The following is a 13660-nucleotide window of genomic DNA, read 5'->3' as shown; positions in this document are numbered from 1 at the left end:
CGCTTTGCTACCTGCTCATAACCAAATAACTGCTCCGCAGTTTATTTGGTTAAATTCTCATCATCTCCGACATGATACATGCCCCGGAAGCACCGCAGTCCATTACTTCCTGTATCTGTCTGGTTCCTGCGTGGATGCCGCCGATCGCATATACCGGGATCGTTACGGCATTGCAGATTTCTCGCAGGAAGTCTAATCCCCGTGGCGGCAGGCCTTTCTTGCAGTCGGTAGTGTAGATATGCCCTGCTGTCAGATAGGTTGCTCCGAGTTTCTGTGCTTCTTTTGCTTCCTCTACAGAGTGTACAGAACATCCCACTGCCAGAAAATCACCTGGATTTTCGCTGTTTTCTCTGAGAAGAAACAGAGGCAGATGAATATATGGATGCTGCAATTTTCTCGCTGTTTCCAGATATGTATGAAGCATACATGGAACCTGATATTGTTTACATAATGTCAGAATCTGTACTGCCAGTTCTGCATATTCTTCCTCAGAAAGATCCTTTTCTCTGAGGATCACAGCCCTGGGATGGAGTTTACAGACACGTTCCATCTGTTCCAGGAACGGTCTGCTGCTCAGTTTGCGTTTTGTCACTGCAATGACATTTTTATATTCTTCTTTATAAATAGACATAATCATTCATGACCGGCTGGAGCTGGTGATCCAAAAGTGCCTGATATACTTCATCTACAGACCTTCCGTCTGAGATCTCAAACTGGTCATCTCCTTTGTCTTCAATATCGTCTACGTGGCTTCCGATTCCCGTGCTGACGCCTGCTGAGATCTTGGTTGCAGCGATATTTACCAGATTGTCTCTTACTCTCTCGCACTCTCTTGTGGACACAGTAATGCTCGCAAATGGCATAAACAGACGGTATGCACAGACAACCTGGAGAAGCTGTGGTTCATGTACATCCATCGGGTTGATCCTGTCATTATTGATGATCGGACGAAGTCTCGGGCAGGAAAAAGCAATCTCTGCATGAGGGTATTTTCTCTGGAGCAGCCATGCATGATAGCCTGTCGCAAATGCATCCTTACGGAAATCGTCCAGACCGAGAAGTGCTGCAAATCCTACACCTCTCATGCCGCCTTTCAGCGCACGTTCCTGTGCGTTCAAGCGGTACGGGAAGATTCGTTTGTGACCTGCAAGATGAAGTGTTTCATACTTGTCTGAGTTGTACGTTTCCTGGAAAACTGTTACATAATCCGCACCGCATTCATGCAGATAATGATACTCATCAGAGTTCATCGGATAAACTTCCAGACCGATGACCTTAAAATATTTTCGTGCGATCTTACATGCTTCTCCAATGTATTTCACATCAGATTTCGCTCTGCTCTCACCTGTCAGGATCAGGATTTCCTGCAATCCTGTTTTGGAGATCGCTTCCATTTCTTTTTCGATCTCTTCTGCATTTAACTGGGCCCTGCGAATCTTGTTGTGGCAGTTGAAACCACAGTAGATGCAATAGTTTTCACAGTAATTCGCGATGTAAATTGGTGTAAACATATATACACTATTGCCAAAATGTTTCCTTGTCTCTACTCTCGCCGCCTGTGCGATCTCCTCCAGAAGAGGAAGTGCTGCCGGGGAAAGAAGTGCCTGAAAATCTTCGATCGTGCGGTTGTCATGTTCCAGTGCCCTGCGGACATCTTTCTCTGTATACTGGTCATAATCGTAGGCATTCATTGCGGTAATGACCTTTTCCATAACATCTGATTCTTCCATTGTTTCCATGCCCGGAAGATACTTCATATGATCGATACGGTTCTTTTTCATATCCTCAAGGATCACTTCATTGACGATGCTTTCATTGAAATGTTCTCCATGATTTGCTGCTGTATTCTCTGCCATTTTATTCTGTCCTCCGTTCCTTAGTCATGCAGAAATCCTGTCAGTGGTGATGACGCGCTGGCACCTTTTTCCAGAGTACGTCCCAGTCCGGAAAGGTATGCGCTGCGGCCTGCTTCGATTGCTTTTTTAAACGCTTCTGCCATTGCCTCTACATCTCCGGCAGTTGCGATCGCGGTGTTTGCCATGACCGCGGAAGCTCCCATTTCCATTGCTTCACATGCCTGAGAAGGTCTGCCGATTCCTGCATCTACGATGATCGGAAGGTCAATCTCATCGATCAGGATCTGGATAAATTCTTTGGTACAGATGCCTTTGTTGGAACCGATCGGAGAGCCAAGAGGCATAACGCAGGCAGCTCCGGCGTTTACCAGATCTCTTGCTGCGTTCAGATCCGGGTACATATATGGCATAACTACGAAGCCTTCTTTTGCAAGGATTTCTGTCGCTTTAATGGTTTCATAGTTGTCCGGAAGAAGATATTTGGAATCATGGATGACTTCAATCTTTACGAAATCTCCACAGCCAAGTTCACGGGAAAGTCTTGCGATACGGACTGCTTCTTCGGCATTTCTCGCGCCGGAAGTGTTTGGAAGAAGTGTAACATTATCTGGAATATAATCCAGGATATTCGCAAGTCCGCCTTCGTTTGCACGGCGCAGTGCAAGTGTGATGATCTGTGCCTCTGCTTTTTCAATGCAGGCTTTTACCAGATCCAGTGAAAATTTACCGGAACCAAGAATGAAACGTGAGGTAAATTCGTGTCCTCCAAGAACCAGTTTATCCTCATTTTTGCCGCTTCCGCCGCCCATAAAACTTACGATTTCCATAACATCACCCTCCTTCAAAATGGTTGTTCCATATAATTCTCTTGCAAGTATTTTGTCGTTTAATTCAATTGCTACCTGAACCGGTACGTACTTGTTCGTCTCCAGATATTCTGTGACTGATAATGGTTTCTCAAGTGTTTTTTCTACTCCGTTTACTGTGATCATATTTGTCCTCCTGTGTTGTGATACATTAGTAATAACGATACATACGAATTATTACGCTGCTTCGCAGCTTCATAATTCTACAACCATTCGGAATCCGCAGATTTACTTCGTAAATCGCTACTTCCTCATGTTTGGCGGCTTCAAAAAAGAGTTCACAAAAGAATACACCCGCGGTGGTGCACCCCTTCATGAACTCTGTTCACTCTCATTTGTATCGCTATGAAATTGTGTTCCTGTTCAGATATGAAACGAATCAGCAGACGCGCCACTGGTGTTCTCTCGATATGTAATACAAAAAAGGAGACGCCACAAGGCATCTCCCGTAATATCCACATACGTTCACATTCCTACGTTGGCATTATCCAAATCAGGTATAAGGGTCGAAGTTAATTACTTCCTCTCAGCCTGCCAGTACAAGCTCCCCTGCTTATTTACAAAGTTTAGTATATGCTTTAATCACAATTCTGTCAAGTCTTGATTTTTACACATTATCTTTGTACAGTATGACAAAACACCTCGCGGGATATTACCTGTGAACAGTAACTATAATTTTATACATAAGAAAAGCCCGGATCTCTCCAGGCTCTTCTCGGTCTTTTTATTTTTCAAAGAGGTCTACCAGTTCCTGTCCATCATCATATCCGGCATCTTTGAGCTGTTCTACGAACCACTCATCTACACCATCTACTGCTTCTTTGAAGGAATTGATATCCATATCATCTTTGTCTGTGATAGTTACGCCATTCTTTGACTGCCAACGAGTCTTGATCTCCTCATCACCGGAACGGTTGATGTAACGCTCATACTCAACGGCTTTCTGTCCACACTCATCAACAACTGCCTGCTGCTCTGGTGTCAGAGTATCATACAGATCCTGGTTGATACAGAAGAACAGACAGTCATAGATCGCATCCCACATGGAGCAGTACGGCTGAACCTCCTGCACGCTTGCCGCGTCGATTGCCGGAAGCGGGTTTTCCTGACCTTCTACTGTGTTCTGCTGCAGAGCAGTGTAGGTCTCAGACCAGTTCATGTTTGTCGCATCTGCGCCCCATCTCTTGTAGCATTCCATCAGAAGGTTGGAGCCTGCTACACGGATCTTGAGGTTCTTCATATCGTCGACAGTTTTTACTTCGTGCTTGCTGTTTGTCAGTTCACGGAAGCCGTTCTCTGCGATACCCATGCAGTGCAGGCCATAACTGGAAAGGATCTCTTTCAACTTATCACCGGCTTCGCCATCGAACTTCGCATCCGCATCATCATAAGAATCATAAATAAACGGAAGTGATACTACATTAAATCTCGGATCAAATGCTGAGTAGATCAGGTTGGAATGCATGGAGATCTGTACCGGGTCTCCGTTCATCAGTGCCTGGATTCCCTCGGACTGATTTCCGTTTGTCAGCTGGTCTGCTGCGTAAACATTAACTTTGATCTTGCCGCCGGTTGCTTTTTCCATCAGTTCTCCGAACTTACGTCCACCTTCTGCCCAGGTACTTGTCTCTGTAGTAGAGCATGCAAAGTTCCATGTTGCTTCCGGCCAGTCAAGGTCACTGTGATCAGCCACCGTATCTGTAGATTCCTGTGTAAAGAGATCAACCAGTTCCTGTGCGTCATCATATCCTTCTTTCTCGAGTTCCTTAACAAACCACTCATCTACGCCATCTACGGCTTTTTTAAAGGAATCGATATCCATATCTTCTTTATTTGTAATGGTCACACCGTTCTTTGACTGCCAGCGGGTCATGATCTCTTCATCACCTGAACGGTTGATATAACGCTCATATTCAACCGCTTTCTGTCCACACTCATCAACAACTGCCTGCTGCTCCGGTGTCAGGCTGTCATAAATCTCCTGGTTGATACAGAAAAACAGACAGTCATAAATTGCATCCCACATGGAGCAGTACGGCTGAACCTCCTGCACGCTTGCTGCATCGATTGCCGGCAGCGGATTCTCCTGGCCCTCTACTGTGTTCTGCTGCAGAGCTGTATAGGTCTCTGTCCAGTTCAGGTTCGTTGCATCTGCGCCCCATCTCTTATAGCATTCCATAAGAAGATTAGATCCTGCAACACGAATTTTGAGATTCTTCATATCATCCAGAGTCTTGACTTCATGCTTGCTGTTGGTCAGTTCACGGAAGCCGTTCTCTGCGATACCCATGCAGTGCAGTCCATATTCAGAAAGCAGTTCTTTCAGTTTTTCACCGGCTGCACCGTCAAATTTAGCATCTGCATCATCATAAGAATCATAGATAAACGGAAGGGATACTACATTGAATCTCGGGTCAAATGCAGAATAGATCAGGTTGGAATGCATGGAAATCTGTACCGGGTCTCCATTCATCAGTGCCTGGATTCCTTCAGACTGATTTCCGTTTGTCAGCTGGTCGGTTGCATAAACATTAACTTTAACCTTGCCTCCGGTAGCTTTTTCCATCAGTTCGCCGAACTTACGTCCGCCATCTGCCCAGGTACTTGTCTCTGTTGTAGAGCAGGCAAAGTTCCAGGTCATTTCCGGCCAGTCAAGGTCGCTGTAATCTTCAATTGTATTAAAGGAGTCACTGCCATCTCCTGCATCTTTTGAAGATGTGCTTCCTGTGTCAGCAGAAGCCTGGTCTCCTGTGTAAGAGCCATCTTTTGCAAGTGCTTTCGGCAGTGCTGTGGAAGTTGCCGGAATATATGTAACAATCAGAAGTACCGCAACACTGGCTGCGATCATCGGCATAACTGCTCTTGAAATCTGCTGCAGGGTAACTTCCAGACCTTTCTTGATCTTGATACTGATCGCAACAAAAAGGTTGACACCAACCGGAGGTGTTACCTGTCCGATTGCAAGGTTTACAGTTGCCATAACACCGAATGCAACAACGTCATATCCAAGTGCCTTACATACCGGAAGCATGATCGGGATAAAGATATACATTGCTGAGTTTGCATCGATAAAACATCCTGCGATCAGGAAAATAACATTTACGATCAAAAGGAATACAAACTGATTGTGTGCGATAGAGCCAAGCAGTCCAGATGCAGCATCTGCAATACCAAACTTGGTACATACAAATGAAAACAGTGATGCACTGGCAACGATCAGCATGATTCCACCAGTAGTCTTTGCAGAATCTACCAGGATATCAAACAGGTCTCTGAAAGACACTTCTCGGTAGATCACCATACCTACAAAAAGTCCATACACAACAGATACGGCTGCTGCTTCTGTTGGTGTAAAGATACCGCCATAGATTCCGCCGAGAATGATAACCGGCATCAGGAATCCCCAGAATGCATCTTTGAAGGTATCCCAGCGTTCTTTTGCAGATGCTTTCTGGCGGGATGGTTTGATATCATGTTTGTTTGCTTCAAGAAGTACTACGATCACAAGTGCAACACCCATCAGGATTCCAGGAACGATACCTGCCATGAACATATCAGCGATAGATACGCCTGTGATGGATGCGTATACAACGAATGCGATACTTGGCGGTATGACGATCGCCACCGAACTTGCCGTCGCCATCAACGCTGTGGAAAACGGTGCGGAGAAACCGCCCTGCTCTACCATTGCCGGGATCAGAACAGCGCCAAGAGCTGCTACTGTAGCCGGACCGGAACCGGAGATTGCTCCGAAGAAACAGGAAACAATAACGCATACAATCGCGATACCACCTTTTTTGTGTCCGACGCAGGTGTCGACAAAATCGATCAGTCTGCGGGAAATTCCGGCTTTTGCCATAATATTTCCGGACAATACAAAGAACGGAATTGCAAGAAGAAGGAATTTACTGATTCCTGAATACATATTTGTTGCAACGATAGTAAGTGAGGTTCCTGAATACAGGATAGCACATACTGAGGAAAGTCCCAGGCAAAGCGCGATCGGCACACCAAGGATCAGAAAAACAAAAAATGAAATAAACAAAACAGCACTGATCATTTATTTGTCCTCCTTATCGTTATTATTTCCAAAACAGACATCCAAGCAGTATTCAATAAAATGAAGAATCATACAGCCTGCTCCGATCGGTACAAAGGACCAGAATATCCATTCCGGCCAGTTCAGTACGAACGTTCTCTTACCATTTGCAAGCTGGGTAAGAACTTTGTCCATACCATATTTAAAGAGAATCACTGAAAAAATGATGCTAAGCACTGTAATCAGAATTACTGAAGGTTTTTTCAGTTTTTTCGGAAGACGGTCCGTAACCAGCGTCAGGCTGACCAGTCCTCCCTCACGACATGACAGTGCTGCTGCCAGAAGTGTGATAAGTACAAATACCGCAACAACAAGTTCTTCTGTAAAGGACCATGAGCGGTGGATGACTTTACGGGAAAATACATTTCCCACTGTGAGCACGAGGATCAGCAGTGTGGAGATCACAAGTACGATTTTTTCAACTGCTGCCAGTGCATTCATGAGTTTTTTGTAGACTTTCATCCTCTCTTCCTCCCTTTTGTTTTTCCGGTTTCAGAAATATTTTTGGGTATAAAAAAACCGCCCCTCAGGGACGGATATATTATTCCGCAACCACCCTGTTTCTCCATTGAAACAAGTACGATTCTGCAACGTACCGGCATACGCGTCTCCTGTAACGGGGAGCCTCCGTGAAAACCTACTGATGAATCAAAAACGTTCGGTCTTCCTTCTCAGGGATGATATTCAAAACAGTGCCGTTACCGCATCACACCAACTGCGGCTCTCTGGAAACGCGCATTCTCTGTCTCTACTGATTCCCATCGTAGAATTTACTGTTATGCTTTAGTCTATTACTAAGACAAAGTTATTTTACAACTCTTTTTTGATACAGTCAAGTCCTTTCTCGACAGAATGTAACAATTTTGTCGCAAATTTTATAAACAACAAAATAAACTGACCGGTCATTACTTTCCTTTGTAATAATCGGTCAGCCCTATGCACAGGTCGAACTCGTGGTTCATTCTCTCCACAAAACCTTCTTCATTGTCAGTATATGGCTGTGCGTCATTGACGATATATCTTCCGAACTTCATTCCATCCAGTTTGAATTCAGAATTCTCTGTCCACATGCCATGAGCTCCCTGCCAGTAGGAATCCTCTCCTGCTACGCTCAAAACAAAAGCGTCCACATATTTGTCATCATTGCTGTCATAATCCATGTAATCAATCTGGGAATCAAACGCAGACAGAACTTCCTCCGCCAGTTCCTCGATTGAATTGTTATCGTTTTCGTATTTCTCCATATCATACTTGGCAGTATAATAAAAAACATCTCCACTTAGCTGAAGCTGTGAATTGGAAATATCCTTTGCATATGTAGTCATACTGTTCTGATTTCCGCTGAAAAGCAAAGTTCTCAGTTTATCAGAAGTAAGTGCCCCTTCTTTGAATCGGTTATCCGGAAAATCGACCATAAATACCGGCATCTTGACTGTGCCTTTGACTGCTGCATGTTCCTTCCCGTCGGAACAGACTTCCTGAGTCAGATCTTCTGTCGTATCTTCCTGAACTTCTTTATCCTTTGCACTGCAGAAATTTACAGCAAGTATTGAAAGTATAACTCCTGCAAGTATCATTTTACCAAAACGTTTCATAATAATCTCCCCTTACAACCAAACCACCGAACCACCTGCCTCCCAACAGATGATTCTGATTTCCTTGTAACGGCTCTTATTATACACTTGCAGATAAGTGTGCTGTAAATTCGATTTTTCGTGAGTGAGTTTTTCTCATGGTCAGTTTGCTGAACTATCCCTGCGGTTTACTACATAAGTTCGATAAAAAGTATGATGAACTTATCGAACAGGCCCGGAAGGAAAATCCACTTCCCAAAACCACGGAGAAAAAACGTGGCCGGAAGAAAAAAGGAAAAATCCTTGCCCTTGTAGAACGCCTTGCGAATTACAAGGCTTCAGTCTGCCTTTTTATCCATAACTTCAATGTCCCGTTTGATAACAACCAGGCAGAACGTGATCTTCGGATGATAAAAGTCAAGACCAAAGTATCCGGATGCTTCCGAACTGAGGAAGGTGCCAGAGATTATCTGAAAATCATGTCCTACGTAGGCACGGCACATAAACAGGGATACAATGCTTACGAAGCTATCAAAAATGCGATCACAGGTCACCCTGATTTCATCTTTGAGTAAAGCTAGTTCTGAATAGTTACCATATTTTTTTTATTTTCTGGCTCCCCCCTCCTGACTGAGCCCGTCAGCGCCGGTGGTGAGACGCGCCAAGGCCACATCTTCATTTTTTGCTGCCTCTTCACTGTCATAAACCCCAAACACAGCATTTTTGAACGGGGAGCCGTTTCCGTCTACTTTTCTAACGTTCGCGCGTACGAGTTCGTACAAGGATTCCACAGACTGACGCAGGGGATGGCGTGGATAGTGGGGAAGGTTGAGGGGGTGGGTGGTGATGCAGGAAATTGTTGGCACATCCCGTAGATATTATTTCCACTCTCATATCCGCAGATTCCCTTTGCATTCCATCCCACGATATAGTAAAATTGAGCCAGACCTATATGTACTAGAACAAAGGAAGGAGAACCTATATGAAGAAAACCAGAAAATATCTTCTCTGCCTGCTGACACTCGCCCTAATGCTTTTCCTGCCAGCCACAGCAGCACAGGCCGCATCCGGTCAGCAGCCAGGCTATGTCAGCAGCATTACCGCCAAGGTATCCGGCAGTAACAAGGTGACCGTTACCTGGAAGAAAGCCAAAAACGCTACTTCCTACCGTGTATATTACAAGCAGGCAGGCGGCAAATGGAAAACCCTTGCCAACGTCAACGGTACCAAATACACCCACACTTCCAGCAGGAAATATCCATTAACTGAAGGAAAGAAATATGTGTATACCGTAAAGGCATATAACCGTTACGGCCGGAAATGGGGTTCATATGACAGAAATGGCAAAACTGTCACAATCCCGGCTATCCCTGGCAAGGTCAACGTTACCAAGGTAAAAGCAAACAGTTACCAGGAAGTGCAGGTGAACTGGAGCAAGGCAAAAAACGCTACTTCCTATCATGTTTACTACAAGGAAGCAGGCGCAAGGAACTGGCGCAAGATTGACTCCGTCAGCGGACGTTATACCAGTTTCAAGCATCGCTCATCCAAGTCCTTTCCATTAAAGCCTGGCAAGAAATATGTGTATACAGTCAAGGCATACAACGGAAACTTCAAAAAATGGGGCTCCTACAATACGAAAGGCTGGAGCGTGTCTGTTCCGAAGAAACCGGAAGGAAAAGTGCCGGGAACAGTCAAGTTATGTTATGTAAGCGCAACAACCGACAGCGAAGTCATCATTGACTGGGAAGGTGTAGAGAATGCAACATCTTATTGTATCTATTATAAAGAATCCGGGGCTAAGAACTGGGTTAAGATTGCTACCGTAGGCAGCAATACACAGTTTTACATCCACGAATCCTCTTCCGCTTACCCGCTGAAGGCTTCATGTAAGTACTTATACACTATAAGGGCATACAACAGCGCTTCAAAAAAATGGGGCGGATATAATACGAAAGGCTGGAGCGTTACAACTCCTGAAGACCCGGACGCTACACCAATGCCGCAGCCAACCAAAAAGCCGCAGCCGACAGAAGCACCAAAGCCGTCTCCAAAACCTACATCAACCCCGAAGCCAACACCAACCGCTACTCCTACCCCTTCACCGGAAGAGATTGCGGCAAATGCTGAGAAGATAGCAAAAGAGGTCATCCGACTGACAAATATTGAGAGACGAAAGAACGGAAAAGCCGACCTGAAATACCATGCAAAACTTCAGCAGGCAGCAATGACCAGGGCGAAGGAATTGGAAATCAAATGTTCTCACGAAAGACCTGACGGAAGAGACAGCAGTACCGCTATATACGAAGCTGGCGTAGGAAACTCTTCTGGAGAAAATATCGGAGTAGGGTTTACTAAACCAGAGGCTGTTGTTAAGGCATGGATGGACAGCCCAGGGCATGCATCTGCTATCCTGGATAGTGATTCCACACACATTGGAGTCGGCTATTATAAAGGCAAGAACGGCACCAACTACTGGGTGCAGGATTTCTCCAGCGGACCGGACGAAAAATGCACGTTAACTGTTGACGCAAACGGCGGCACCTTCCCGAGCAAGGGCGGGGTGGAGAAATTTGAGATGGCTGTGCCGAAGGGGATGACGCTGTATGCAGATGATTTTGAAAAACCGGTTAAGGCTGGATGCGTGTTTGAGAAATGGACAACTGTATTTTCTTTTGGCTGGGAATCTAACAATGCAACAGAAATTCACATGAGCGAAAGCAAAACTTTAAAGGCAAACTGGAAAGACGCTGCATCCTCTTCAAAAGTATCATCTACAAATGAGGACATCTTTTCAGACGGAGTAAGTAATGACAGCAATGCTGAAAATACAAACACTGACAGTTCTTTTGAAGTAATAGAGTCTGTTGACGAAAATTCCAAAGAATTGGACATTTCGGAAGACACAGATGAGAGTGAGGTTGAATTTGTAGAAGACAATTTACAATAAAGTAATATAAAAATCAGCGTTCTCGCAAGAGAACGCTGATTTTTATATATCCCCCCTCCTCCATCATATATTTTTTTTATTTTCTGACTCCCCCTCCTGACTGAGCCCGTCAGCGCCGGTGGTGAGACGCGCCAAGGCCACATCTTCATTTTTTGCTGCCTCTTCACTGTCATAAACCCCAAACACAGCATTTTTGAACGGGGAGCCGTTTCCGTCTACTTTTCTAACGTTCGCGCGTACGAGTTCGTACAAGGATTCCACAGACTAACGCAGGGGATGGCGTGGATGGTGGGGAAGGTTGAGGGGGTGGTGATGTAGGAAATTGTTGGTACATGCCACCGATTCCCTTTGCATTCCATCCCACGATATAGTAAAATTGAACCAGACCTATATGTACTAGAACAAAGGAAGGAGAACCTATATGAAAAAAACCAGAAAATATCTTCTCTGCCTGCTGACACTCGCCCTAATGCTTTTCCTGCCAGCCACAGCAGCACAGGCCGCATCCGGTCAGCAGCCAGGCTATGTCAGCAGCATTACCGCCAAGGTATCCGGCAACAACCAAGTGACCGTCACCTGGAAGAAAGCCAAAAACGCTACTTCTTACCGTGTATACTACAAACAGGCGGGCGGCAAATGGAACACCCTTGCCAACGTCAACGGTACCAAATACACCCACACTTCCAGCAAGAAATATCCATTAACTGCGGGAAAGAAATATGTGTACACAGTCAGAGCATACAACCGTTACGGCCGGAAATGGGGCTCCTACGACAAAAAGGGCAAAACTGTCACAATCCCGGCTATCCCTGGCAAGGTCAACGTTACCAAGGTAAAAGCAAACAGTTACCAGGAAGTGCAGGTGAACTGGAGCAAGGCAAAAAACGCTACTTCCTATCATGTGTATTACAAGGAAGCAAGCTCAAGGAACTGGCGCAAGATTGACTCCGTCAGCGGACGTTATACCAGTTTCAAGCATCGCTCATCCAAGTCCTTTCCATTAAAGCCTGGCAAGAAATATGTGTATACGGTCAAGGCATACAACGGCAGCTTCAAAAAGTGGGGTTCCTACAATACGAAAGGCTGGAGCGTTACAACTCCTGAAGACCCGGACGCTACACCAACGCCGCAGCCAACCAAAAAGCCGCAGCCGACAGAAGCACCAAAGCCGTCTCCAAAACCGACATCAACCCCGAAGCCAACACCAACCGCTACTCCTACCCCTTCACCGGAAGAGATTGCGGCAAATGCTGAGAAGATGGCCAAGGAAGTTATCAGACTGACGAACATTGAGAGGAGAAAATACGGACTTACTGAACTGAAATATCACGCAAAACTTCAGCAGGCAGCAATGACCAGGGCGAAAGAACTGGAAATCAAATATTCCCACGAAAGACCTGATGGAAGAGACAGCGGAACCGCAGCATTTGAAGCAGGTGTAGGAAATCCTGGTGGTGAAAACATCGGAGCGGGATTTACAAAACCGGAGGCGGTTGTTAAAGCGTGGATGGATAGCGATGGACATAGAACTACTATGCTGCAGTCCCACTACACCCACATCGGCGTAGGCTACTACAAAGGCAAGAACGGCACCGGATACTGGGTGCAGGAATTCTCCAGCGGACCGGACGAAAAATGCACGTTAACTGTTGACGCAAACGGCGGCACCTTCCCGAGCAAGGGCGGGGTGGAGAAATTTGAGATGGCTGTGCCGAAGGGGATGACGCTGTATGCAGATGATTTTGAAAAACCGGTTAAGGCTGGATGCGTGTTTGAGAAATGGACGGCGGTTTACCCTGATGGATATGAAACAAAACAGGCAACCAAAATACATATGTCCGAAAGTCTTTCATTAAAAGCAAACTGGAAAGATGCTACAGCATCTGCGAAAGTATCATCTATAAATGAGGAGATCTTTTCAGACGGAGTAAGTAATGATAGCAATGCTGAAAACACAAACACTGACAGTTCTTTTGAAGTAATAGAGTCTGTTGACGATATGGATTCCAAAGAATTGGACATTTCGGAAGACACAGATGAAAGTGAGGTTGAATTTGTAGAAGACAATTCATGATACCGCGAGCTATGCTCGCGTGTACCAGACGTGGACGAGTTTTCCCCGTCCATCGATAATGTAAGCAATCACTTGGCATACACTTAACAATAAAGCAATATAAAAATCAGCGTTCTCTTACGAGAACGCTGATTTTTATATATCCCCCTCCTCCTCCATCATATATTTTTTTTATTTTCCAGCTCCCCCTCCTGACTGAGCCCGTCAGCGCCGGTGGTGAGACGCGCCAAGGCCACATCTT

Annotated in this window: 9 protein-coding genes, 1 riboswitch and 1 other annotated feature; of the genes, 3 read left to right on the top strand and 6 right to left on the bottom strand. The window is 45.4% G+C overall.

All coding sequences use genetic code 11. The features are described 5' to 3' along the window. Positions 1–49: 49 nt before the first annotated feature. The 6 genes from DXC01_RS16815 to DXC01_RS16790 form a co-directional block, all read right to left on the bottom strand. Positions 50–637: a thiamine phosphate synthase gene (locus DXC01_RS16815; RefSeq protein ID WP_118699416.1), complete on the bottom strand. Its 588-nt coding sequence runs from the start codon at positions 635–637 to the stop codon at positions 50–52. Next, positions 618–1856 (bottom strand): 2-iminoacetate synthase ThiH, encoded by a 1239-nt coding sequence (gene thiH / locus DXC01_RS16810; RefSeq protein WP_118699415.1) that lies wholly within the window; start codon positions 1854–1856, stop codon positions 618–620. The genes DXC01_RS16815 and thiH overlap by 20 nt, the downstream gene beginning before the upstream one ends. Before the next feature lie 20 nt (positions 1857–1876). Further along, entirely contained in the window at positions 1877–2848 is a 972-nt protein-coding gene (gene thiS / locus DXC01_RS16805) for a sulfur carrier protein ThiS (protein WP_022213400.1), read from the bottom strand. Positions 2849–3174: 326 nt separating this feature from the next. Beyond that, positions 3175–3283, bottom strand: a riboswitch (TPP riboswitch). 163 nt (positions 3284–3446) lie between these two features. Beyond that, complete coding sequence (locus DXC01_RS16800) at positions 3447–6782, bottom strand: TRAP transporter large permease subunit (RefSeq protein ID WP_118699414.1); 3336 nt, start codon at positions 6780–6782, stop codon at positions 3447–3449. Continuing rightward, positions 6783–7283, bottom strand: coding sequence for a TRAP transporter small permease (locus tag DXC01_RS16795; protein ID WP_022214387.1), 501 nt, complete (start codon positions 7281–7283; stop codon positions 6783–6785). It lies immediately after the preceding gene. A gap of 63 nt (positions 7284–7346) precedes the next feature. Further along, positions 7347–7595, bottom strand: a binding site (T-box leader). 131 nt (positions 7596–7726) lie between these two features. After that, the gene (locus tag DXC01_RS16790) at positions 7727–8416 is read right to left on the bottom strand and encodes a hypothetical protein (RefSeq protein ID WP_118699413.1); all 690 of its coding nucleotides are present in this window, start codon (positions 8414–8416) and stop codon (positions 7727–7729) included. Between the two features lie 137 nt (positions 8417–8553). On the opposite strand from DXC01_RS16790, the gene DXC01_RS16785 reads away from it, so the two are divergent. From DXC01_RS16785 to DXC01_RS16770, 3 genes are all read left to right on the top strand, one after another. Continuing rightward, positions 8554–8970 carry an IS66 family transposase gene (locus tag DXC01_RS16785; RefSeq protein WP_118699412.1) on the top strand — a complete coding sequence of 139 codons (417 nt, stop codon included), beginning with the start codon at positions 8554–8556 and terminating at the stop codon, positions 8968–8970. Positions 8971–9377: 407 nt separating this feature from the next. Beyond that, positions 9378–11345 (top strand): CAP domain-containing protein, encoded by a 1968-nt coding sequence (locus DXC01_RS16780; protein ID WP_118699411.1) that lies wholly within the window; start codon positions 9378–9380, stop codon positions 11343–11345. Between the two features lie 421 nt (positions 11346–11766). Next, positions 11767–13419 (top strand): CAP domain-containing protein, encoded by a 1653-nt coding sequence (locus tag DXC01_RS16770; protein ID WP_118699409.1) that lies wholly within the window; start codon positions 11767–11769, stop codon positions 13417–13419. Positions 13420–13660 lie beyond the last annotated feature (241 nt).

It is taken from the genome of Blautia sp. OM07-19 (genome assembly GCF_003481595.1).
Classification (GTDB): domain Bacteria; phylum Bacillota; class Clostridia; order Lachnospirales; family Lachnospiraceae; genus Blautia_A; species Blautia_A intestinihominis.
This window is presented reverse-complemented; position numbering and strand designations above follow the sequence as displayed.

Coding starts and splice junctions, on each gene's coding strand:
- DXC01_RS16815 (WP_118699416.1), bottom strand. CDS start 637: ATGATTATGTCTATTTATAAAGAAGAATATAAAAATGTCATTGCAGTG.
- DXC01_RS16790 (WP_118699413.1), bottom strand. CDS start 8,416: ATGAAACGTTTTGGTAAAATGATACTTGCAGGAGTTATACTTTCAATA.
- thiH (WP_118699415.1), bottom strand. CDS start 1,856: ATGGCAGAGAATACAGCAGCAAATCATGGAGAACATTTCAATGAAAGC.
- DXC01_RS16770 (WP_118699409.1), top strand. CDS start 11,767: ATGAAAAAAACCAGAAAATATCTTCTCTGCCTGCTGACACTCGCCCTA.
- DXC01_RS16785 (WP_118699412.1), top strand. CDS start 8,554: ATGGTCAGTTTGCTGAACTATCCCTGCGGTTTACTACATAAGTTCGAT.
- DXC01_RS16795 (WP_022214387.1), bottom strand. CDS start 7,283: ATGAAAGTCTACAAAAAACTCATGAATGCACTGGCAGCAGTTGAAAAA.
- thiS (WP_022213400.1), bottom strand. CDS start 2,848: ATGATCACAGTAAACGGAGTAGAAAAAACACTTGAGAAACCATTATCA.
- DXC01_RS16800 (WP_118699414.1), bottom strand. CDS start 6,782: ATGATCAGTGCTGTTTTGTTTATTTCATTTTTTGTTTTTCTGATCCTT.
- DXC01_RS16780 (WP_118699411.1), top strand. CDS start 9,378: ATGAAGAAAACCAGAAAATATCTTCTCTGCCTGCTGACACTCGCCCTA.